Consider the following 20,131-nt stretch of genomic DNA (forward strand, 5'->3'; position numbering starts at 1 on the left):
TTGGACACTCCAGCTGCGTTTAGCGGCGCCGTCCAATGTATGACCCAAGTATAGGAGCCCCCCCTTCCGGCGAACAGTGCAGCTTGAGGGTATTCCTGCATTATGTTGCTAACCGTGCAGTGTACTTTTCAGACTTTTGTGCAGAATTGTGAGAATTTGGACCTTTCCGGCAGCTTTGTGAGCATACAAATAACCCCGGCTCCTCTTCGGATTGAAGATAGAACCGGGGGAATCGCGTCTTCTAGCAGCTTGAACCTTTTATCCCTCCATCTTAAAAAGAACCTTGCTCCGCTTCCCGCTGCGTACCGGCTGTCCCCCGGCGGCTTTCGTTTCAGCCTCACGCAGCACCTTCTGTGCCCGCCAGCGCCGCAGCACCAGCAGCCCTCTTGCCGCTTCATCGGCAATCATGCAGCAATAGATGCCCACCAGCCCCCATCCGGCGCTGATCCCAAACAGGTAAGAGCCGCCTACCCCGATCAGCGACATGGAGATGATGGAGACTACCATGGTATAACGGGTGTCTCCTATGGCATTGAGGCAGTTGCCCATGGCCATATTGAGCATTTTGCAGGGCTGGAGAATCAGATTCAAGGCAAGCAGTGATACGCCAATCGAGACTATCTCCTGGTCAGCAGTGAAGAAGCCCAGCAGTGTTCTGCCGAAGAGAAACAGCAGCAGCACATTGGCACTTACAATGGCAAGCCCGATATAAAGCGTGCGGTACGCCCCACGGTATGCCTCCTTCATCTGCCGGGCGCCAAAGAGGTGGGCAATCTGAATTTGCCCCGCCATGGCTATGGCATATCCCAGCGTGAAACAGAAGGATTCCAGCGTATTCAGATAGGTACGGGCCGCCAGCTCCTTGGCCCCGAGCAAGGCCAGAAATGAATAGATCGCCAGCTGTGACAACACCCATGAAGAGGAGTTCAGGCCCAGCGGCCAGCTGATTCTAACAATCTCCCCGAACAATTTCTTACTAAAGGTGCGGAAATCCCGCAGCCTGATTGTGCGTTCAAAAACACCGCTGAACATATACAGCAGCACCACGACACCAAGCAGTCTGCTGACTACGTTGGATACGGCAATTCCGCCGAGCCCCATCTCCGGCAGCCCGAACATTCCGAAGATCAGGATATAATTCAGAATAATATGGATCACATTGACGGCCACTCCCGTATACATCGGCCCGCGTGTATTGCCGGTATTGCGGATCGCCGAGCCGAGCGAAGCGGTCATTCCGGCGAGAAACAGTCCTCCGCCGACATAAGTAAGATAGACATGTGCGAGTGGAATCAGACCGCCCGAGATATGAAGTGCACGCGCAATCGGGTCCGAGAACAGGAACAGGAGGATGCTGACCGCAAACCCCAGCACACTGCTGGCCGTAACTCCCATGATCGCTATCCTGCGCGCATCCTCATGGCGTCCCGAGCCGATACGCTGGGCTATCAGAATGCCCGCCCCGCCCGCAAAGGTTGTGAAGAGTGTGGTCAGCGCACCAAACAGCTGGTTTGAAATTCCAACTACCGCAACCGCATCATCGGAGATCCGGCTGACCATGATCGTATCCACCGTGCCAAGCAGCGTCTGCAGAAAAATCTCTATAAAAATCGGCCAGGCCAGCATCCACAGCCCAACTCTTCCACTTCCAGATTTCACTAATTCAACTCTCCCCTCACCGGTTACACTCATAACATTCAGCTGCAGCAAGCTTATAAATCACCTTGCTAGAAGTAAATTATAGGTGATATACTCTGGGAAATGTAGCAAATTCCAAACCTAAACTTTCATTTTCCAAACCTGCATCAAGGGGGTCCTTAATGAGCCTGCTTCAATTTACCGGTCCACCCGTGCCTCATTACATCATCAGCGGTCTTGCCTATTTCCTGCCGGGATATATCCATATGAACCGCCAGCATATTCAGGTGTTTGATCTGCTGTTCGTCAGGGAGGGCTGCCTTTATCTCGGCGAGGAGGACCGCAGATACGAGGTCCGGGCAGGAGAAGCGCTGATTCTCCGCCCGGACTGCCATCACTTTGGAACCGAAGGCTGCCGGGAGGACACCTCCTACTATTGGCTCCACTTCCAGACCTCCGGCACCTGGAGTCCGGTTACCGTTCCTTCGGCCTCGTTAAAGGCAGAGGACACACTTGATGAGTGCTCTCATTCCGCCCTGTTTGATGTCCGCACCTTCAACTTGTGGTTATCGCAGTACATGACACTGCTCCAGCCCGCCAGGATGGAAGAGCTGCTGGCCCAGCTGGAGCAGCTGAAGGTCAATGCCCACCTGGATTCAGTCCGCTTCAAGCAGCAGATTCTGTTCCAGGAGGTTCTGCAGCAGCTCTCCGCCTCCATGCACCGGGAGCAGACCGTCTCTTTGACCACCGCTTGTGCCGAGCAAGCCGCCTCTTATCTGCGTGCCCATTACCGCGAGGAGATCACGACGGGTATGCTGGGAGACAGCCTGAATTTTCATCCGGTCTATATTGCCCGCTGTATGAACAGGGAGTACGGCTGCTCTCCAATGGAATATCTGCTCCGCTACCGCATTGAACAGAGCAAGCTGCTGCTGATGCAGACCAGCTTCCCCATCGCGCGGATCGCTGAAGAAGTCGGCTTCAACCAGGCTCCCTATTTCAGCTCCAGCTTCATGAAGCTGGAAGGGATCTCTCCGCGGCAATACCGCCAGCGCTTCTCCTGATGAAATGCTGCTGCGGATGGGCGGGTATCCATGTGGATAGCCGCAGCAAGCAAACAAGCCCCTATCCGTAGCTAACGGATAGGGGCTAGGATCAATCTCTATAGGTTGAACTTTAGATGCAGATCCCCCACCCGAATGGGTACATCTCCTCATCCCTTAATACGCAGCCACCGCTGACGCTGACTACCTCTGTAAGATTACTTGCAATCCGCCTTAGCCTCCTCCTCAAGCGAGGCAAAATAAGCAATTTTATGATCTACCTTTTGCGCAAAGGTCTGGAAAAACTTAATCTTCTCATCAATATGCAGCTTATGAGCCTGCAGCAATTTCCGCTGCTCAGATAGTGAGCTATTTCCTTCCTTGGAGAGCGAGATAAACTGTTTGATATCGGCGATCGGCATCCCGGTATCCCTCAGGCAGCAGATTAACGAAATCAGCTCCAGATCCTCATCGTGAAAACAACGGTTTCCGTTCTCATCCCTGGCGACCACGGGCAGTACGCCCTCTCTTTCGTAATAACGTAACGTATATTGGCTCAGACCGCTTTTTTGTGATATGGTTTTGATGCTGTATCCCATGATAACAGCTCCCTTCCGCCTTTGGCTTTGGTTCCATCTCTAAAGTAACACCATTCGCGTTCTATTAAAAGCGCTTTAAAAATCTATTGACTTACAGTTAACTCTAAGGTCTACACTTTACTAGGAACCTTACATTTGAGGAGTGAGCAAACAATGGTAAAAAAAATTAAAGCAGGCAACAGCCAGCTTGAGGTCGCCCAGATTTCTTTAGGCTGCATGCGCATCGCCGATCTGTCTCCACAAGAAGCGGACGTGCATATTCACAGTGCCCTGGAGGCCGGAATAGACTTTTTTGACCATGCGGATATTTATGCCGCCGGCAAAGCTGAAGAAGTATTTGGCGACGTACTGGCCGCCAGCCCGGGCATGCGCGATCAGCTGATGATCCAGACGAAATGCGGAATCCGCCAAGGCTTTTTCGACTTCTCCAAAGAGCATATTGTCCAGTCGGTAGAGAACAGCCTGAAGCGCCTGAAGACCGATTATGTAGACGTGCTCCTGCTGCACCGCCCCGACACGCTGATGGAGCCGGAGGAAGTAGCTGAAGCCTTTGATCTCCTGGAGCAAAAAGGCATGGTCAAGCACTTTGGTGTCAGCAACCTGAACCCGCTGCAAATCGAGCTGCTCAAAAAAAATGTCAAACAGCCGCTGCTCTTCAACCAGCTGCAGCTTAGCATTATGGTCTCAGGCATGATTGACGCCGGCTTCAACGTCAACATGACCAACTCCGGTTCAGTTGTACATGATGGAGGCATTTTGGAGTACAGCCGCCTGCATGATATGACCATCCAGCCTTGGTCGCCATTCCAATACGGCTTCTTTGAAGGTGTATTCTTGGGCAACGAGAAGTTCCCTGAGTTGAATGAAGTCATTGGCCGTCTGGCCGCTGAAAAAGAGGTTGCCGACACCGCCATTGCGATTGCCTGGCTGCTCAGACATCCGGCCAACATGCAGCCGATCGTGGGCACGACCAATACCCGGCGTCTGCTTGATATTGCCAAAGCGTCGGATATCACACTGACCCGTCAGGAATGGTACGAGATTTATCGTGCAGCGGGCAACAAGCTTCCTTAACTTGTCCCATTTCTGGACCAGCCATAGCTTAAGAACACCTGTAAACAAACAAAGAGTACTCCAGAAGCCGCTTAAGGTTACCGGAGTACTTTTTGGTATTAACAACCTTTCTGAAATTATCATGGATCAACAGCGTACATAATCTAATTGACCTTTTTCATGCACTGGGATATTTTATTTCTAAAGGATAAGTAGAACGGAGCTTGCAGATGGGGTTACACTATAAGGGGTTTCTGATATCGCTTCTGATTTTATTGCCAAACATTCTTTTATTACGTTTTGCCCCAAGATCTATTCCTAAATTAACCTCTACCTCTATTCTCTTTACGGTATTCGAACGGATTGGCCAAATCACTTGTTTTGTTCTGCCTATCCTCTATGGGCGAAAGATTGCAGAGCAACCTATAGACTATATAACACTACTAATGGGGATCTGCCTCATAATTTATTACTTATGCTGGATTCGCTTTTTTGGGGGCGGGCGAGAGTTTTCATTATTGTTTAAACCCCTAGGTCCTATCCCAATACCAATGGCCCTCTTCCCAATGCTGTATTTTGTCCTTATGGCATATTGGCTGCACTCTTATCTCTTTGTTGTCCCTGCCCTTATATTCTCCATCGGCCACTTTGTAAATAGCTGGAGTGTATATACGCAGATCAGGAGATAGTATTACAATATATAGATTGAACTTAAGGTTTTAGAGTACAGGATCAGTCGCAACTACGGTGAATATTTGGACTTCCGGCCGCTGTTGTCCCCAGATTTCTTGATTTAACCCGCTATTTGCGGTGGAAATCCGGTGACAAAGGCGGTCGCTATCGCTCCTCCAGTTCCAAAATCCCCCTCCGTTGCTCCTTTCCCTTATTTCAAGTTTTTAAGTTCAATCTATATATTCAAAATTCGGATTTTGAAAGCAACTGCTTTCGTTTCTCTAGCCTAGCACACCCCTTCGCCGCCCTTTTCCGCCCTTTGCCTATCACCATTTAAATGCCGCTTTAAATGACACAATAGCTTGCTATTCCGCCAGTAACAAATAACGGTGGGCCAAATCAATCAGCAATTGCTCCTCCATCCCGTGGAATTCGAAAATTGTCACAGTTTTATTTTTTTCTTCATGATAAAGATGCATCTCTTTCCACCCGGAATTGTGCGCTCTGATCAAGGCAACATCCTCTCCAAAACCTTCTACAAACTTCCAGCTGGCCGGATAAGAATAAGACATACGATCCGACTTCTTGCGCGGCTCGGGCTTGTTCCACAAATTATAATCTGTACCCTGCACCACAACGATGTGTTGCTGGCTGTCATTTTCGAAAATTTCCACAAAGCCTGGTCCGAGTTGCGTCACAACCTCGTCCTTGCCAGAGTTGTCTGCATAAGAATAGTGATATTTTACAAACCCTGCACTTTCCGTCTTGTGCCAGCCTTCAAGCTGATCAAGCGACCTCAGCGGATAAAACGCAAGCTTCTGTACCTCTGCAGCCGTTAATTTGTCTTTTTCCTTAAGTATCTGTGTGAAGATATCCACCGGAGATTCCCAATTCGTCTCCTCTTCCATCATATCTGAAACGATATCGTCCTCCGGGGTTCGAACCGTGAAGTCCTGACTTCCCCAATCCAAATAGTTCTTCACATAGGAGTAACCAACTGCAGGCACAATGCCAAGGAATAGCACCACAGCCATCGCAACTATCGCCATCCTCCGCTTACCGATTGTCCGCTTGCCCCTTGATTCATGCCAAATTTGTGCTGCACTCACAGAGGTGTTTTTATTTTCCACCGAATCCTTCAGCGCATGTGAAATCCGGGTTTGCACATTATCTTTCATATAGTTTGCCTCCTTGAAAAAGTGCATTATCGCTATCCTGTTTCATCACGATCCTGAGTTTACTTAACGCGGAATTCAGCCTTGACTTGCATGTCCCCAGCGGAATACCCAAAACTTGCGCCGCCTCCTCCAAGGATAAATCCTGATAATAATGCAGTACAATAACCTCCCGGCATTTTAATGACAGCTTGGCGACATGCTGCCAGACCTCTTGACTGCTATCCGGAACAAATCCCTGTCCCCCTGCTGTATCAACCACCTCCGGCATATGCTGGCCAAACAGCTTGAACCATGTTTGCTTGCGCAGCATATTGCGCGTAATGTTCACTGCGATCCGGTTTATCCAGGGACGAAAAGGCCGCCCTTCATCATACAAATCGTATTTTTTCATCACTTTAATAAAGGTCTCCTGAGTAATATCATCAGCCAGCGCCTCAGAGCGGGTTAACAATAAAGCCGTGCGATATACATAAGCGGAATGCTCATTGAATAGCTGGGTTAACTTCTGTTCTGTTATTTGTGTTTTCATCTCACCCCTCCTCCGAAATATGGCTTGTTGAATAACTGTCATAGTATATACACAGCGAGGCAGCTGTTTAGTTCGATTTTACACTTAATAAAAACACAAAAAAGTCCATTGATATAATATCAATGGACTTCTAAAGGTTGTAGTTGGTACCGGCGAGAGGACTCGAACCTCCACGGTTTCCCACTCGATTTTGAGTCGAGCGCGTCTGCCATTCCGCCACGCCGGCGTATAGATAATGATAACAATCAGTTCAAAAAATAATGGAGGCGCCACCCAGACTCGAACTGGGGATAAAGCTTTTGCAGAGCTTTGCCTTACCACTTGGCTATGGCGCCACAAAAATGGAGCGGACGACGGGAATCGAACCCGCGACCCTCGCCTTGGCAAGGCGATGCTCTACCGCTGAGCCACGTCCGCAAAATGGCTGGGGATATAGGATTTGAACCTATGCATGACGGAGTCAAAGTCCGTTGCCTTACCGCTTGGCTAATCCCCAATAACATTTTAGAAAAAAAATGGGGCGACTGATGGGTCTCGAACCCACGAATGCCGGAACCACAATCCGGTGCGTTAACCCCTTCGCCACAGTCGCCATATGAAGCTGTTACTAACAATTTGCCAATCCTATTTTAAAGAAATGGGGCGACCGATGGGTCTCGAACCCACGAATGCCGGAACCACAATCCGGTGCGTTAACCCCTTCGCCACGGTCGCCATATTAAGCTTTAAAATTTTCATTGGCAGGGGCAGCAGGAATTGAACCCACACCAACGGTTTTGGAGACCGTTGTTCTACCTTTAAACTATGCCCCTAAAGATGGTGGAGGCTGATGGATTCGAACCACCGAACACGTACGTGAGCAGATTTACAGTCTGATGCGTTTGGCCACTTCGCTAAGCCTCCACAGATGGTGCCGGCGAGAGGACTTGAACCCCCAACCTACTGATTACAAGTCAGTTGCTCTACCAATTGAGCTACACCGGCATATTCGGTTAAATAAAATGGTGGCGCGGGAGGGAATCGAACCCCCGACACAAGGATTTTCAGTCCTTTGCTCTACCGACTGAGCTACCGAGCCATATAAGTTTGTTAAGGTATTGATGGCGGAACCGACGGGATTCGAACCCGCGATCTCCTGCGTGACAGGCAGGCATGTTAGGCCAACTACACCACGGTTCCAAATTGGTTGCGGGGGCAGGATTTGAACCTGCGGCCTTCGGGTTATGAGCCCGACGAGCTACCGGGCTGCTCCACCCCGCGTCAGTAAGAAAAGTATTCATTTAAAAGTTACAATGGTGGAGGCTGAGGGGATCGAACCCCCGACCCTCTGCTTGTAAGGCAGATGCTCTCCCAGCTGAGCTAAGCCTCCATAAACAAACAAGTGTTATTGTAGCAATTCCACTAGATAAAATCAAGTGGAGAAATGGTGACCCGTATGGGATTCGAACCCATGTTACCTCCGTGAAAGGGAGGTGTCTTAACCCCTTGACCAACGGGCCATATCTTTAAAAATTTGTGGCGGAGAGAGAGGGATTCGAACCCTCGAGACGCTTGTGGCGCCTACACGATTTCCAATCGTGCTCCTTCGGCCAAACTCGGACACCTCTCCATATGGCTCCCCGAACAGGACTCGAACCTGTGACAACTCGATTAACAGTCGAGTGCTCTACCAACTGAGCTATCAGGGAATACTACATATCAGGCTTGATCGCCTGAAAACTGAATCCGAAGCGAATCTGCGTCTTAAATTGTTGGATAAGCCCTCGACCGATTAGTATTGGTCAGCTCCATGCATTGCTGCACTTCCACCTCCAACCTATCTACCTCGTCGTCTTCAAGGGGTCTTACTAATTGGGAAATCTCATCTTGAGGGGGGCTTCACGCTTAGATGCTTTCAGCGCTTATCCCGTCCGTACGTAGCTACTCAGCCATGCTCCTGGCGGAACAACTGATGCACCAGCGGTACGTCCATCCCGGTCCTCTCGTACTAAGGACAGCTCCTCTCAAATTTCCTGCGCCCACGACAGATAGGGACCGAACTGTCTCACGACGTTCTGAACCCAGCTCGCGTACCGCTTTAATGGGCGAACAGCCCAACCCTTGGGACCTACTTCAGCCCCAGGATGCGATGAGCCGACATCGAGGTGCCAAACCTCCCCGTCGATGTGGACTCTTGGGGGAGATAAGCCTGTTATCCCCAGGGTAGCTTTTATCCGTTGAGCGATGGCCCTTCCATGCGGTACCACCGGATCACTAAGTCCGACTTTCGTCCCTGCTCGACTTGTTGGTCTCGCAGTCAAGCTCCCTTATGCCTTTGCACTCTTCGAATGATTTCCAACCATTCTGAGGGAACCTTTGAACGCCTCCGTTACTCTTTAGGAGGCGACCGCCCCAGTCAAACTGCCCGCCTGACACGGTCCCCGTACCCGATTAGGGTACCAGGTTAGAACCTAGATACGATCAGGGTGGTATCCCAACGGCGCCTCCGCAGAAGCTTGCGCTCCTGCCTCTACGGCTCCCACCTATCCTGTACAGATCGTACCCAAATTCAATATCAAGCTGCAGTAAAGCTCCATGGGGTCTTTCCGTCTTGTCGCGGGTAACCTGCATCTTCACAGGTATTAAAATTTCACCGGATCTCTCGTTGAGACAGCGCCCAAGTCGTTACGCCATTCGTGCGGGTCAGAATTTACCTGACAAGGAATTTCGCTACCTTAGGACCGTTATAGTTACGGCCGCCGTTTACTGGGGCTTCGGTTCACAGCTTCGGACTAAGTCCTAACCGCTCCCCTTAACCTTCCAGCACCGGGCAGGCGTCAGCCCGTATACTTCGCCTTGCGGCTTCGCACAGACCTGTGTTTTTGCTAAACAGTCGCTTGGGCCTTTTCACTGCGGCCCCCTCGGGCTATTCACCCTACCGAGGCACCCCTTCTCCCGAAGTTACGGGGTCATTTTGCCGAGTTCCTTAACGAGAGTTCTTCCGCGCGCCTTAGAATTCTCTTCTCGCCTACCTGTGTCGGTTTGCGGTACGGGCACCTTCTCCTGGCTAGAGGCTTTTCTTGGCAGTGTGAGATCATGACCTTCGCTACTACAATTTTCGCTCCCCATCACAGCCCAGCCTTAATGGTGTGCGGATTTGCCTACACACCAGCCTCACTGCTTAGACGGACATCCATCAGTCCGCGTCACTACCCTCCTGCGTCACCCCATCGCTCATAGCGGATTACGGTGGTACAGTAATTTCAAACTGTTGTCCTTCGACTACGCCTTTCGGCCTCGCCTTAGGTCCCGACTTACCCTGAGCGGACGAGCCTTCCTCAGGAAACCTTGGGCTTTCGGCGGATCAGATTCTCACTGATCTTTTCGTTACTCATACCGGCATTCTCACTTGTATGCTGTCCAGCGCTCCTTACGGTACACCTTCAACCTGCATACAACGCTCCCCTACCCCAGATACATCGTATCTAGCCATAGCTTCGGTGGTGTGTTTAGCCCCGTTACATTTTCGGCGCAGAGTCACTCGACCAGTGAGCTATTACGCACTCTTTCAATGGTGGCTGCTTCTAAGCCAACATCCTGGTTGTCTGTGCAACTCCACATCCTTTCCCACTTAACACACACTTGGGGACCTTAGCTGATGGTCTGGGCTGTTTCCCTTTTGACAATGGATCTTAGCACTCACTGTCTGACTCCCGGCAAGAAGTTAATGGCATTCGGAGTTTGACTGAGCTTGGTAACCCTTGCGGGCCCCGCACCCAATCAGTGCTCTACCTCCACCACTCCATTCACCGAGGCTAGCCCTAAAGCTATTTCGGGGAGAACCAGCTATCTCCGAGTTCGATTGGAATTTCTCCGCTACCCCCACCTCATCCCCGCATTTTTCAACATACGTGGGTTCGGGCCTCCAGTGCGTGTTACCGCACCTTCACCCTGGACAGGGGTAGATCACACGGTTTCGGGTCTACGTCCACATACTCATTCGCCCTATTCAGACTCGCTTTCGCTGCGGCTCCGGCTTCTCACCTTAACCTTGCATGTTAAACGTAACTCGCCGGTTCATTCTACAAAAGGCACGCCATCACCCCTAGATCGGGCTCTGACTTTTTGTAAGCACACGGTTTCAGGTTCTATTTCACTCCCCTTCCGGGGTGCTTTTCACCTTTCCCTCACGGTACTGTTTCACTATCGGTCGCCAGGTAGTATTTAGCCTTAGCAGATGGTCCTGCTGGATTCATACGGGGTTTCACGTGCCCCGCACTACTCGGGATCCGTCTCGGAGAGAACACAGTTTAGGCTACAGGGCTTTTACCTCTATCGCGGGCCTTTCCAGACCTCTTCGCCTACCATATTCCTTTGTAACTCCATGTGAGACGTCCCACAACCCCAAGGGGCAAGCCCCTTGGTTTAGGCTGTTCCGCGTTCGCTCGCCGCTACTGACGGAATCACTATTGTTTTCTCTTCCTCAGGGTACTTAGATGTTTCAGTTCCCCTGGTCTGCCTCTATCTCCCCTATGTATTCAGAGAGAAGTAACTGCGAATTACCACAGCTGGGTTTCCCCATTCGGACACCCCCGGATCAAAGCTTGCTTACAGCTCCCCGAGGCAGTTTCGTTGTTCGCCACGTCCTTCGTCGGCTCCTGGCGCCTAGGCATCCTCCGTGTGCTCTTATTAGCTTAACCAATGCGTTTTCCCTTAGGAAAATCGCTAGTATCACTATTAATTAAAACTTGTTCACACAAGTTTCAGCTAAAAGATGTTCTAAAACGCAAATTCGTTTCGGTATCCAGTTTTCAAGGATCAAGGTGTTACTTGAGAGCTTAAACTCTCAAAACTGACCAACGAGTGAGTAACAGGCCTAAACCTGAGTTTTGGAAGCTGAGCTTCCGATTTGAATGTCACCGTTGCAGGTGACGATTCTCCATAGAAAGGAGGTGATCCAGCCGCACCTTCCGATACGGCTACCTTGTTACGACTTCACCCCAATCATCTACCCCACCTTCGGCGGCTGGCTCCCTTGCGGGTTACCCCACCGACTTCGGGTGTTGTAAACTCTCGTGGTGTGACGGGCGGTGTGTACAAGACCCGGGAACGTATTCACCGCGGCATGCTGATCCGCGATTACTAGCAATTCCGACTTCATGCAGGCGAGTTGCAGCCTGCAATCCGAACTGAGACCGGCTTTGCTGGGATTGGCTCCACCTCGCGGCTTCGCTTCCCGTTGTACCGGCCATTGTAGTACGTGTGTAGCCCAGGTCATAAGGGGCATGATGATTTGACGTCATCCCCACCTTCCTCCGGTTTGTCACCGGCAGTCACTCTAGAGTGCCCAGCCTTACCTGCTGGCAACTAAAGTCAAGGGTTGCGCTCGTTGCGGGACTTAACCCAACATCTCACGACACGAGCTGACGACAACCATGCACCACCTGTCTCCTCTGTCCCGAAGGCCGCCACTATCTCTAGTGGATTCAGAGGGATGTCAAGACCTGGTAAGGTTCTTCGCGTTGCTTCGAATTAAACCACATACTCCACTGCTTGTGCGGGTCCCCGTCAATTCCTTTGAGTTTCAGTCTTGCGACCGTACTCCCCAGGCGGAGTGCTTACTGTGTTAACTTCGGCACCAAGGGTATCGAAACCCCTAACACCTAGCACTCATCGTTTACGGCGTGGACTACCAGGGTATCTAATCCTGTTTGCTCCCCACGCTTTCGCGCCTCAGCGTCAGTTACAGCCCAGAAAGTCGCCTTCGCCACTGGTGTTCCTCCACATATCTACGCATTTCACCGCTACACGTGGAATTCCACTTTCCTCTTCTGTACTCAAGCCACCCAGTTTCCAGTGCGACCTCAGGTTGAGCCCAAGGTTTAAACACCAGACTTAAATAGCCGCCTGCGCGCGCTTTACGCCCAATAATTCCGGACAACGCTTGCCCCCTACGTATTACCGCGGCTGCTGGCACGTAGTTAGCCGGGGCTTTCTTCTCAGGTACCGTCACTCCGGTAGCAGTTACTCTACCGGACGTTCTTCCCTGGCAACAGAGCTTTACGATCCGAAAACCTTCATCACTCACGCGGCGTTGCTCCGTCAGGCTTTCGCCCATTGCGGAAGATTCCCTACTGCTGCCTCCCGTAGGAGTCTGGGCCGTGTCTCAGTCCCAGTGTGGCCGTTCACCCTCTCAGGTCGGCTACGCATCGTCGCCTTGGTGAGCCGTTACCCCACCAACTAGCTAATGCGCCGCAGGCCCATCTCCTTGTAGCAGATTGCTCCGCCTTTCATCCTTCGTCCATGTGAACAAAGGAATTATCCGGTATTAGCTACCGTTTCCGGTAGTTATCCCAGTCAAAGAGGTAGGTTGCCTACGTGTTACTCACCCGTCCGCCGCTAAGTTAATCCGGAGCAAGCTCCTTCATAACTCCGCTCGACTTGCATGTATTAGGCACGCCGCCAGCGTTCGTCCTGAGCCAGGATCAAACTCTCCAAATTGGTTTTTTCGAGCGGTTACTTCACCCGAATTACTCCGAGAAAATAACTATCCGAAAAAGATATTGAAAAGAGCGATTGCTCAATTTGAAACATCTGACGAGAATTTATATTCTCTAATTTTGGATCTCACTTGCGTGATTTCCATACTCACTCGTTGTTCAGTTTTCAAAGATCAAGTTCTTGTTTTTTGTTGTCGGCGCTTGTCAGCAGCGACCTTTATAATATATCACAGCAACCTCGTTTTAGTCAACCTTTTTTTTAATTTCTTTTTCCGGTTGATTTACGCTTGCTTTGCAGCTTGTCATTGTGTCTGAGGGCCGAGTTATAATTTAACACACCATTAACATAAGAGTCAACTATAAATATTCCCTGCGTTTATCATCTCATTCAGAAACTGTACAAATAAAAAAAGAGAGCGCCCGGCCTCTCCCTATCCTACAGCATATGCTCTTTTGTCAGGTGGAACATCCCGTTATGGAAAGCCACTCTATCTTGCTCTTTATCTTTACCGGGTGTAACGTACCGCATGACCGTCGCCGGCATCATCCGCCCAGGAAGTAATCTCTCTTATTAGTGAACGGGAAACAAGCTTGCGCAGTACAAGCGGCAGTTCAGCTTCCAATTGGCTGAGGCCCGAATGCTGCAGTAATTCTTTGATACTCCATGATTCCTTTCGGCTGCCCAAGATATTCAAAAGCAATCCGCAACAATCAGACATCTTCGACATTAGGGCAAATTCACAGGCAAGCAGAATCAGTTCGACTCGTTGATCCAGAGTTTCGGTACTCACCGTAAGCTCTTCATACAGCTTGTGAACAGGGGTGTTCAGACTCTTGACTTGTTCCCATACTGCAGGGTCGGGGAAAAATCCCGCTTCACTGACTTCAATCCGCGCCCAATGATACAAAGCGATCAAAACACAGTTGTAGGCATCCATGGTACAGTTTGCTTCCAGATATCGTTTGGATTTAACATACATATGCAGAAAGCGGGCAAATTCCATAAACAGCACCCGCTCTCTTAGCGGGCCCTGGAATTGCATAATCTCTCTGCGCATATCCCCTAATATTCCCTTGGGGTCCCAAATCACATCTCCAGCAATTAAGCTGGTAAGAAGTTCATTGTTATCACCCGCCATTACAGCCCGTTCCAAGGCAGATAAGCCTACATGCACAGACTGCGTGCGCCGGTCACCAGCAATGGTATGGGTTATAGTCCGTTCTTTCTCTTCATCTTCATGCAGCATCAGCACTACCATATCGAAGTCATGAAGAAGCGCACTCTGAAACGGAGCATTACCCTTCTGCCTCAAAGTGACAGCTCCCAGAACATTCTCATCAAACGTTTCTCCACTCAACAGGGTCAAATTGGATAGTTCCATACTTCCCTCCATCAAATTTGGCGATTTTGCGTCCAGTCAGTTATAATCCTCTTAAATAATAATATTCTACATATTCAAATCAGTTCCTCCTGGACGACCGAACTATATTTTAGTTAGGAGTAAATACTCATGAAGCTAAAATCGGCTAAAATCAATGCTTTTCGCACCTGGGGACTACTGCTTACCATGCTTGGAATGGGACTCATGATTCTAGGAACGGCAGGCATCGTATTCTGGGGATCAGCAGGCAAAGTATTCGCTGCTATCGGTCTGGTCATCGGTCTGATCTCCATGATGGCAAGTCTCGCCATTTATTTCTGGGCAGGCATGCTGTCGACCAGCGCAGTCCAGCTGGAATGTCCGGAATGCCACAAACTGACCAAGATGCTCGGGAAAACAGACCGCTGCATGTTCTGCCATACCCTTCTGACAAGGGATCCGGCGCAGGCTACGATAACTGCAGAGCAGCTCGAAACTCAGCAACTCAAGCAATAACGACAGCTGATGAATGAATCATACAAACAAGGGGCTCCCAGACTGGGAGCCCCTTTGTTCTCTTACTGACAGAATATATTATTGATGAATGGTTTGCAGGGCCTCCCAGGCTTCCTGATTGCCCAGGCTGCGTGTCCATGAGGCCACTCCGCCAAGTCCAAACGATTTGGCAAGTTTAACTCTCCCTTGTAATGAGAGCTTATCCTCTATCCATATTTTGCGGAGAATCCCGTCTTCCTTGTACTCAACGTAATTCTGTCCCGCATCCTTATCAAGCTTCGGTGTCAGCTTCTTCTCAGTAAGAATCTCCTGAACCGCATTCATGCTCACGGCCTTGGAGCTCACCTTGGTTTTACCCTTTTCTGTTGTTTCCGACCAGATACGGGTATACAGCGGGACACCGAGAATCAATTTCTCGGCAGGCACCTCGTCTTCCTCGATAATGCGGCTGATGGAGTTCTCCACCCAAGGCAGCGAGGACACAGAGCCCGACTTTGGACTGGATGCCCAGTGCTCATCGTACGCCATGACCATCATGAAATCAACGACTGTACCGAGTGCGCGCCGGTCCAGAAACAAAGACCACATTTCACTCTTCGATTTAGGCGTCACATCAATGGAGACAATGAGATTTTTGGCTTGGGCCATTGGCTTCAGCTCCCGCATAAACTGCGTAACATTCTCACCGTCTTTGGTGTATACATTCTCAAAGTCGATATTGATACCATCCAGATCATATAAATCAGCAAACTCCAGCATTTGTACGATCGTATTCATCCGCTTCTCATAGCTCGCTAAGGCCTCAGTCGTCAGATCGGCATCAAAGCTGTTGCTGAGCAGAGCCCAGACTTCCATGTCCTGCTTGTGCGCCCACTGCACGTAAGCCTTGTCCGCTTTACTGCGCACATTGCCCTGTACGTCTACAATCTCAAACCACGTAGGGCTGACCACATTGACTCCGGGCAATTCACCGAACTTAGCCGGATCCGGTTTACGCTCGTATACTGCTTCCCAGAACAGATTTACCGGCTTGCCCTTCCAGTTGCGTTCCGCTCTCGACGGTGTGGAAGTTTTGTCTTCTACAGTTTTTTGCCCGTCTGACAGAATGTCACCTGCTTTGGCATATCCCGTATAACCACTGCTCAACTGCACATACAGCCAGTCGGGGTTGTCAGCCTTCCAGATCCTCACTACGGCTCCCGGAGGCATATCCGCGATAATGGGGGCATGAATCGACGCCTCACTGCGCAGTGCCTTCGTTCTGCCGCCTTCCTCACCCTTCACTTTGCCCAGCGGAACCGTCTCCCCGGCAGTCATCAGCAGTACAGCTCCGGTATCACTATCCTCTTCTACCTCAAAACCATATAGATCTTCGAGGGTGTCAGCCGGAAGATAGGTCACTCCATCCTTTTCTTCAGGAGCAAGCCGAAGCTGAATCGGCTGGTTGTTCAGGCTGGCGGAGGTTGAATTCTCTTGCATATATAGAAGTTCACTCTCAGTCGAAAGAATGGCTGATTTGCTCTCCTCTTCATAACGAATGGAAGAATCCACATACTTCTGCAAAAGCGGAAGCGGCAGCAGCAGACTCTCTCCTGTACCGTTAGCGTCAAAACCTGTAAACTCTCCTTTGACAAAAATGGGGTGTTCCATCCCTTTCCAGTCAGGATCAATATGCTGCCGGTTCGGCAGTACATAAAATACAATCCAGTAAGCAGCGGCGGCTATTATGACAAGCCCTAATAAACGGCGAAAAAGACCTCCACGCTTCTTGGTGCGTCTTTGTCTTTGTCTCTGTCTTCTGTCCAAAATGTATCCTCCACATATTTAGTTATTTGAGTGCGCGTATAACCAATCTTAAGTATACGCTATGTGAGTCTCTTTGGTTGCGAAAATCTACTAGAAGTTATTTATAGATTAAGTAAGTCATAGCAGAATTATCAAAAAAACGTGCAGCCTCCGCTTCCGGATTCCGCACGTTTTGGAAAAACCGGCAAATCTCCTGCAGTCCGAAACATCGCAGTCGATTATACCCATAATGTTATTCTAATCTGTTATCTCAATGTTTCTTGTCGCTGCAGCATTTGCACACACCGTACAATTCCATCCGCAAACCATGGATCTTAAACTCTGTAGCCTGTTCGGCAGCCTGCTCCACTTCATGCAGCGAGGCGTAGCTGAAATCTTCGATCTTCCCGCACACCTGGCAGATGACATGATAATGATCGGATACATTTGCATCAAAACGGCTTGAATTGTCACCATAAGTCAACTCGCGAACCATACCGGCTTCCATGAACATCTTTAGATTGTTATATACAGTTGCCACACTCATGCTCGGAAACTGCGGCTCAAGCGCACGGTAAATATCGTCTGCCGTAGGATGATTCAACGCTTCCATCAGATAAGTAAGAATCGCATGACGCTGAGGCGTAATACGGACACCGGTAGTCTTCAGTTGTTCCAATGCATGCTGTACGCCACTACCCATCAATTCCACCGCCTTTAAAATAAAACATAATAAAGCTATAAAGTAATTGTAAGACCGGACTTTCGATGTTGTCAACGGAGTCGATACATTATATTCATTATTATATAATAAAAATTACTTTTTTCAATATTTCCTCACATTTAGGTTGCTGTTTCCTTCTACGCGCAGTTTGAACTCGCCATTGCCGATTTTTCCGGAAATTGTCTTTTTGTCGATCGTCAGCTCTGGCAGGTCGGTGTCGATATCTCCATAACCGCTGGATCCGTCCACCTTATAATCGCCGAATAAAGGCACGTAAAGATCTATGTCGCCAACTGCGCTGTAAATATCCCAGTCACCGCCGACGGACTCTGATCGGGCATTTATTTTGCCATTTAGGGATTCTGCATGCAGTTTAGTCATCGCTCCGTCAATTACCAGATTGCCATTCTTGCTGGACAGATCCATTTCACCACCGTTGCCGGATGCCGTTATATTGCCTACAGCGGTCGACAGCTTCAATGCCCCTGTAACATCCCAAGCCGCCATATTCCCGCCGCTCGTTGACATCTCAACGTCCCCTTGAACCGTTCTGGCACGGGCTTCCCCGTTTAGTGTCTTTCCTTTTACATTTCCGTATATGCGGTATAGAACAATCGCGCCGTTGCCGGTCTCCAGAGAGATATCCTCAATGGCTTCCACATTCTGCAGCGTAATTCCGCCATTCATCGTCCGTACCTCCAGATTAAAGCGGCGGTCCTCCGGAAGCGAAATGTCAAGATCCATGCGCGGCTGGCGTTTCCCGGAGTCTCCATAAGTCTTGGTTTTTGGGGTGACTTTGATGTTAGAACCTTCAATGACCTCCACAAAGGACTGCTCCGATATCGCCTCTGCCACTGCACCATCAAGCTGATCCACCCATACTGTAGCCGTGATTTCAATATCCTCCACCGGGGCTCGGTGAATCATAATGTCGCCGTTGATGGCATCAACAGTTAGTTTGGAAGTGCCCAGCTCAACCGGTACGATTAATGGGGGCTTTTGAAAATGGCTGCCCTTGGCTTCGCCGTAATCCACTGCTGCAGCGGTAAGGTTAAGGCTGACCCGGTTCCATAAATGCAAATAATGCTCCTGCTCTGCCACGATAAATACACTGGCGGCCAAAATAACGGATGAGAACAGCCCACGCAAATCCATCCGGGTTCTTGAACCATAGGCAGTCTGACCTCTGCGGCCTGAGAAAAGGTAAATGAGCAGGTATTCCGCACCCCACAGCACTGGTATAACGGGCCACCATTTTAACAGCAGCAGCATATTATGTGTTCCATCTCTTGCATCCATCAGCAAAAGAACGCCGACACTGGCAAGCAGTACTGCAGCCGTATATCTGCCGACACGGCGGATGCGCCGCTCATTGCCTCTGCTCCTGGATAATCCCTTCGCAACCTCACGGACTCCCAGTAAAAAACCGCCGACGATCAGCACCGCGGCAATTACCGTTCCCGCATAATCCTGGATGAACATTTGCAGCCAGTCCGGCTTCTGCCGGAACAGGAACAGCAGCACTCCGCCAAAGAGCAGCATCAAACCAAACGAGATTCCCGGCTCACTCACCAGGGTACGGCGTTTGGCATATTTTGAAGGGGCTGGCGTTTCAGTATCCTCTTCCTCGGGAAAGCGCAAAATCCGGTCAGCAGACTGCAGGGCATCAAACACATTGTAGAAATACAGCACCGGAATCATCAGGGCCAGCAAAATCAGCAGCGGAACGTTGATCTGCATACCGATGGACGAAAAATACAGCAGCGCCGCAATATCAAGCAGGATAAGAAAGATGAAAGAAATCCCTTTGCGGAGAAGCCCGAAATATAGATGTCCTGTCCCCGGAATTAATGCGGACAGCAGTCCGGCAATAAATTTGCGTTTACGATGGGGACGGCGTTTTGGACGGGGCGGAATCGAGGGCTTCTTCTGCTCTATCCCGTCATCTTGCTCCTGTGCAGTTGTATCATATATTCCTTCCTCTGTCGGGAGCTTGGCGGAATCATCTTTCTGTTCAGGACTCATTTCGGGCTCCTCCTTCCATAAAGAATTGTATTACTTTCAAAGCATACCACTCCGATAAAATTCAATCAGTTCCACACCCGGTGCTACTTCCTCTAGTCCCGCTGGAATAAACCCATGTTTGGTATACAGTGTAACTGCAGGAATATTGAGCTTCCCTGTAGATACAATAAACTGCTCCATTCCCGGGTAATGGGCAAAGATAAATTCCAGCAGGCTTCCGGCCACCCCTTGGCGGAAATACTCAGGACTCACCATCATTCGGGTCACAGTCAGCTTGCCCGGTGACTCTTCCAGCACGGCAACAGCCCCCATCAGATCCCCGCTGCTGTCGAAACGGCCGTAGAAATCCTCCTGAGACTGGCTCATCATATCTCTGGTCTCCAGCAATGGCGGGATTTCATGGAATCCGATCATCTCCGCTTCCAGCCGGTAAGCTTTATGCTGAAGGCTCCATAGCTCACTAAGAATGATCTCATCCTGCAGATCAAGCTTGATAATTGTGTTCATCCGCACAGTCCCCTTATATGCC

Annotated in this window: 12 protein-coding genes, 16 tRNA genes and 2 rRNA genes; 3 read left to right on the top strand and 27 right to left on the bottom strand. The window is 50.0% G+C overall.

Annotated elements, in window-relative coordinates; translation table 11 throughout:
- Positions 1-258: 258 nt before the first annotated feature.
- On the bottom strand, positions 259-1,659 hold the full coding sequence (locus NSS79_RS29580; protein WP_342437222.1) for an MATE family efflux transporter: 1,401 nt from the start codon (positions 1,657-1,659) through the stop codon (positions 259-261).
- Between the two features lie 161 nt (positions 1,660-1,820).
- Between NSS79_RS29580 and NSS79_RS29585 the strand changes: the two genes are divergently transcribed.
- Positions 1,821-2,702, top strand: coding sequence for a helix-turn-helix domain-containing protein (locus tag NSS79_RS29585; protein ID WP_342437223.1), 882 nt, complete (start codon positions 1,821-1,823; stop codon positions 2,700-2,702).
- A gap of 197 nt (positions 2,703-2,899) precedes the next feature.
- Here NSS79_RS29585 and NSS79_RS29590 read toward each other — a convergent pair whose 3' ends face one another.
- Positions 2,900-3,280, bottom strand: coding sequence for a MerR family transcriptional regulator (locus tag NSS79_RS29590; RefSeq protein ID WP_342437224.1), 381 nt, complete (start codon positions 3,278-3,280; stop codon positions 2,900-2,902).
- A 153-nt stretch (positions 3,281-3,433) separates the two neighbouring features.
- Here NSS79_RS29590 and NSS79_RS29595 point away from each other — a divergent pair, with 153 nt between their 5' ends.
- Positions 3,434-4,354 (top strand): aldo/keto reductase, encoded by a 921-nt coding sequence (locus NSS79_RS29595; protein WP_342437225.1) that lies wholly within the window; start codon positions 3,434-3,436, stop codon positions 4,352-4,354.
- A 1,016-nt stretch (positions 4,355-5,370) separates the two neighbouring features.
- Here the strand turns inward: NSS79_RS29595 and NSS79_RS29600 are convergent.
- The 21 genes from NSS79_RS29600 to NSS79_RS29700 form a co-directional block, all read right to left on the bottom strand.
- Positions 5,371-6,183 (bottom strand): hypothetical protein, encoded by an 813-nt coding sequence (locus NSS79_RS29600; protein ID WP_342437226.1) that lies wholly within the window; start codon positions 6,181-6,183, stop codon positions 5,371-5,373.
- Positions 6,173-6,712: an RNA polymerase sigma factor gene (locus NSS79_RS29605; RefSeq protein ID WP_342437227.1), complete on the bottom strand. Its 540-nt coding sequence runs from the start codon at positions 6,710-6,712 to the stop codon at positions 6,173-6,175. The genes NSS79_RS29600 and NSS79_RS29605 overlap by 11 nt, the downstream gene beginning before the upstream one ends.
- Positions 6,713-6,856: 144 nt before the next feature.
- Positions 6,857-6,938, bottom strand: a tRNA-Leu gene (locus NSS79_RS29610).
- A 35-nt stretch (positions 6,939-6,973) separates the two neighbouring features.
- Positions 6,974-7,047 (bottom strand) — tRNA-Cys (locus NSS79_RS29615).
- Positions 7,048-7,054: 7 nt separating this feature from the next.
- Positions 7,055-7,129 (bottom strand) — tRNA-Gly (locus tag NSS79_RS29620).
- Between the two features lie 4 nt (positions 7,130-7,133).
- Positions 7,134-7,208: transfer RNA gene (locus NSS79_RS29625), tRNA-Gln, on the bottom strand.
- 20 nt (positions 7,209-7,228) lie between these two features.
- A tRNA-His gene (locus NSS79_RS29630) sits at positions 7,229-7,304 on the bottom strand.
- 46 nt (positions 7,305-7,350) lie between these two features.
- Positions 7,351-7,426, bottom strand: a tRNA-His gene (locus NSS79_RS29635).
- A 24-nt stretch (positions 7,427-7,450) separates the two neighbouring features.
- Positions 7,451-7,524, bottom strand: a tRNA-Trp gene (locus NSS79_RS29640).
- 5 nt (positions 7,525-7,529) lie between these two features.
- Positions 7,530-7,615 (bottom strand) — tRNA-Tyr (locus NSS79_RS29645).
- A gap of 5 nt (positions 7,616-7,620) precedes the next feature.
- Positions 7,621-7,696, bottom strand: a tRNA-Thr gene (locus tag NSS79_RS29650).
- Positions 7,697-7,714: 18 nt separating this feature from the next.
- Positions 7,715-7,790: transfer RNA gene (locus NSS79_RS29655), tRNA-Phe, on the bottom strand.
- A 23-nt stretch (positions 7,791-7,813) separates the two neighbouring features.
- Positions 7,814-7,891 (bottom strand) — tRNA-Asp (locus tag NSS79_RS29660).
- A 4-nt stretch (positions 7,892-7,895) separates the two neighbouring features.
- Positions 7,896-7,972: transfer RNA gene (locus NSS79_RS29665), tRNA-Met, on the bottom strand.
- 33 nt (positions 7,973-8,005) lie between these two features.
- Positions 8,006-8,081 (bottom strand) — tRNA-Val (locus NSS79_RS29670).
- A gap of 55 nt (positions 8,082-8,136) precedes the next feature.
- A tRNA-Glu gene (locus NSS79_RS29675) sits at positions 8,137-8,211 on the bottom strand.
- Between the two features lie 17 nt (positions 8,212-8,228).
- A tRNA-Ser gene (locus tag NSS79_RS29680) sits at positions 8,229-8,321 on the bottom strand.
- Positions 8,322-8,324: 3 nt separating this feature from the next.
- Positions 8,325-8,400: transfer RNA gene (locus NSS79_RS29685), tRNA-Asn, on the bottom strand.
- Between the two features lie 63 nt (positions 8,401-8,463).
- Positions 8,464-11,391: ribosomal RNA gene (locus tag NSS79_RS29690) — 23S ribosomal RNA — on the bottom strand.
- Positions 11,392-11,636: 245 nt separating this feature from the next.
- Positions 11,637-13,192: ribosomal RNA gene (locus NSS79_RS29695) — 16S ribosomal RNA — on the bottom strand.
- The 16S and 23S rRNA genes sit together here with 16 tRNA genes alongside, the layout of an rRNA operon.
- 505 nt (positions 13,193-13,697) lie before the next feature.
- Positions 13,698-14,573 (bottom strand): nucleotidyltransferase-like protein, encoded by an 876-nt coding sequence (locus tag NSS79_RS29700; protein WP_038596521.1) that lies wholly within the window; start codon positions 14,571-14,573, stop codon positions 13,698-13,700.
- A 129-nt stretch (positions 14,574-14,702) separates the two neighbouring features.
- Between NSS79_RS29700 and NSS79_RS29705 the strand changes: the two genes are divergently transcribed.
- Positions 14,703-15,068 carry a DUF2614 family zinc ribbon-containing protein gene (locus NSS79_RS29705; RefSeq protein WP_038596523.1) on the top strand — a complete coding sequence of 122 codons (366 nt, stop codon included), beginning with the start codon at positions 14,703-14,705 and terminating at the stop codon, positions 15,066-15,068.
- Positions 15,069-15,146: 78 nt separating this feature from the next.
- Here NSS79_RS29705 and NSS79_RS29710 read toward each other — a convergent pair whose 3' ends face one another.
- The 4 genes from NSS79_RS29710 to NSS79_RS29725 form a co-directional block, all read right to left on the bottom strand.
- A complete protein-coding gene (locus NSS79_RS29710) occupies positions 15,147-16,874 on the bottom strand; it encodes a glycosyl hydrolase family 18 protein (RefSeq protein ID WP_342437228.1) in 1,728 nt (575 codons plus the stop codon).
- Positions 16,875-17,124: 250 nt separating this feature from the next.
- The gene (locus NSS79_RS29715; protein ID WP_038596527.1) at positions 17,125-17,556 is read right to left on the bottom strand and encodes a Fur family transcriptional regulator; all 432 of its coding nucleotides are present in this window, start codon (positions 17,554-17,556) and stop codon (positions 17,125-17,127) included.
- A 123-nt stretch (positions 17,557-17,679) separates the two neighbouring features.
- Positions 17,680-19,602, bottom strand: a complete 1,923-nt coding sequence (locus NSS79_RS29720) for a DUF4097 family beta strand repeat-containing protein (protein ID WP_342437229.1) — start codon at positions 19,600-19,602, stop codon at positions 17,680-17,682.
- A 36-nt stretch (positions 19,603-19,638) separates the two neighbouring features.
- Positions 19,639-20,109, bottom strand: a complete 471-nt coding sequence (locus tag NSS79_RS29725; RefSeq protein WP_342437231.1) for a GNAT family N-acetyltransferase — start codon at positions 20,107-20,109, stop codon at positions 19,639-19,641.
- Between the last annotated feature and the right edge of the window lie 22 nt (positions 20,110-20,131).

Source organism: Paenibacillus sp. FSL L8-0436 (genome assembly GCF_038593025.1).
Taxonomy (GTDB): domain Bacteria; phylum Bacillota; class Bacilli; order Paenibacillales; family Paenibacillaceae; genus Paenibacillus_AQ.